The following is a 2,400-nucleotide window of genomic DNA, read 5'->3' on the forward strand; positions in this document are numbered from 1 at the left end:
ATGTGTATCTATGTGCCTATGACCCTATGTGTTAAAAGCGCATTAACTACATAGACACAATAGAAATTTAGGAACACAACAGAACCTATGTGCTATAAAAAGCATTGAATACAATATATTATGGCTGCCTGCCACATCAATCCAATTGGAATTCAAACTCGTCATAAGGCGCTGTACGCCATGCGAACTGTTGTGTAGTGGGCGATATGGCAAAGAATGGAGAAAATGTTTTTACTTTAACTGTTTTGCCGTCGGGCAAAAATTCGAGTATGCGCAACCAGCCGTCACCGCCATTTCCATACCAGCCGCCGCCCATCGCCTGGGCATTAAATACCATCTGGTTCACTTTTTTTCCGGCAGCATTTTTATCTGTTCTGAATCCTACATGTCCCCTGGCATCATCGGGTTTTCCTATATGCCCGGAAAATACCAGTTGAATATTGGTGGAAGGCTGCACCAGCTTGCGCCAGATGGCCGCGCCGTAATTGCCATCTGTTATATTATAGTTCTCTTTCTCAATTTGCTCATTAGCCGAATTGAGGTAGGAATGGGTAAGAATAATACCGGTATGGTTTTTATACTGCTCCTGCGCCGTTACTTTTTTCGCCCAGGCAATGATGGTATCCCGTGGTGCAAATTCGAGCGTAAGCAATAAAAACTTCCGACCCTGCGGGGAAGTGAATTCAAACGCGGCATTTTCCATAGTAGGTATTCCTTCCGCATTGAGCCCGGCCTCACGGATCAGTTTTTGCGTTTTAAAATTCTTGTCAACGGGAAAATATGTATTATAATTTGAACGTCGAACGCCGATATTGCTATAGCCATAATCGTGATTACCCGCCGCAAGCACATAAGGCACTTTACCATCTAACCTTCCGAATGCACGGGCAACGGAAGCCCACTGCTGCTTACTGGCCTGATTAACGGTTTTACCATTCGGGTTTATCATTTCATTCTGCTCTACAAGATCACCGGTGCACACCACCAGTTGTATGTTCAGCTTATCAATATTTTCACTTATCCACGCTGTCATCAATTCAAACAACGGCTGGTTGCGCTCAAACTTCTGGTAGGTTTGCGGATCGGGCAGCATAATGACTGACCAGGAATTGGGATCGCTGAGGGCAGGAGGAACGTATTTTTGCTGCTGGGCTACAGCGCTGGTCAGACACAATACTGCAACAACAATACTGCAAAAGAGCCTTAAATTGACTTGTTTCATACGTGGTTTGATTAAGTATTATTGTTATGGCACAACCTTAAAGGTAAAATTAGAAAGATACATTCTTTTACTACCTCGTTCTCGTTGCGCTAACATAGTTGATATAGCTGTATTTACCTAAGATCGTCCTTTCCAGCGTTAACTTATATTTTCCTCCTTGTTTCAATTCCGTTTCGGCAAAGATGGTTCCTTTTTTGGGTGTCAGCGGCTTCGTATTATTGTTCCGAAGCAATTCATACATTACCCTGCCCTGCATTTGTGCAGGCGCAGTGATATGATGAATGTGTAAAACAGTAGGTACAATATCAATATTTGAAGTGGGTAAATCACTTTCAAAAGCAGGTTTAAAGGACGGTCCGTATGCCATTAACGGGATATGGATTTCATAGGGACTTGAACCGCCATGCCCGGCTACACCTCCGGAAAAATCTGTTCCCGCGTATCCCAGGCTGTTTTTATCGTTATTCCAGTTTTCGGCAACCAAAATATCAGCGGTACGCTGGGGATGGTCCCAGTGGATGGATTCAAACGCCAGGGTTCCTCTCACCGCACCTTTCATGGATCCGGGTTTGGCAGCCTTCGTAAAAATAGCGCCTACCCATTCCTGTTCCTGCAATGCTTCCACAATTTTCCGGATCAGCACGGAATTATGCCCTTTTACATACAGGGCGCCCCCGGCCAATATAATATCATCCGATGCTTTACTTTTTTTGAGCCCTTTTTGTATTAAGAATTCTGCAAATCCCTGCTTTCCCTTATGGGTAACAAAGCCGTGATCGGCTGTAACAATAATATTAAAAACAGACTCCAGTCCTTTTGCCCGGATCGTATCCAGTATTCTGCCAAACTGTGCATCTACCGCTTTTAAAGCAGTTATGGTAATGGGTACGCCAATGCCATGCTCATGCGCGGTGCCATCGGGATCGCTGAACCAGATAGCACTTACTAACGGCCCGCCGGCAGCCAGCGTATACCTGCACAGGGCATCTGTGATCCATTGATGTCTTGCAGTATTGGGTGTGGCATCTGCGGGTGGCGATCCAACAGCGGCAGCAAGCCCGGACTTAAAAGATTCCGGGAGTACCAGATCGGGATTGATTATAGCGCCGTTAACCGTATGATTATGCAGGAATGCCTGTCCGGTTGTACCGGAACTGTATACAAACATTTTTTCACCT

At 45.2% G+C, this 2,400-nt stretch carries 2 protein-coding genes; both read right to left on the minus strand.

All coding sequences use genetic code 11. The features are described from left to right. Positions 1-136 precede the first annotated feature (136 nt). Positions 137-1,222 carry a metallophosphoesterase gene (locus PLH26_RS21535; protein ID WP_324588075.1) on the minus strand — a complete coding sequence of 362 codons (1,086 nt, stop codon included), beginning with the start codon at positions 1,220-1,222 and terminating at the stop codon, positions 137-139. 70 nt (positions 1,223-1,292) lie between these two features. Continuing rightward, positions 1,293-2,400 (minus strand): alkaline phosphatase family protein (locus PLH26_RS21540; protein ID WP_324588076.1); only part of this gene is annotated, 1,108 nt, incomplete at its 5' end.

Origin of the sequence: Agriterribacter sp. (genome assembly GCF_035444585.1) — a bacterium.
In the GTDB taxonomy this organism is placed as follows: Bacteria; Bacteroidota; Bacteroidia; order Chitinophagales; family Chitinophagaceae; genus Agriterribacter.

Excerpts from the sequence above, each read along its gene's own strand:
- PLH26_RS21535 (WP_324588075.1), bottom strand. The coding sequence starts at position 1,222 with ATGAAACAAGTCAATTTAAGGCTCTTTTGCAGTATTGTTGTTGCAGTA.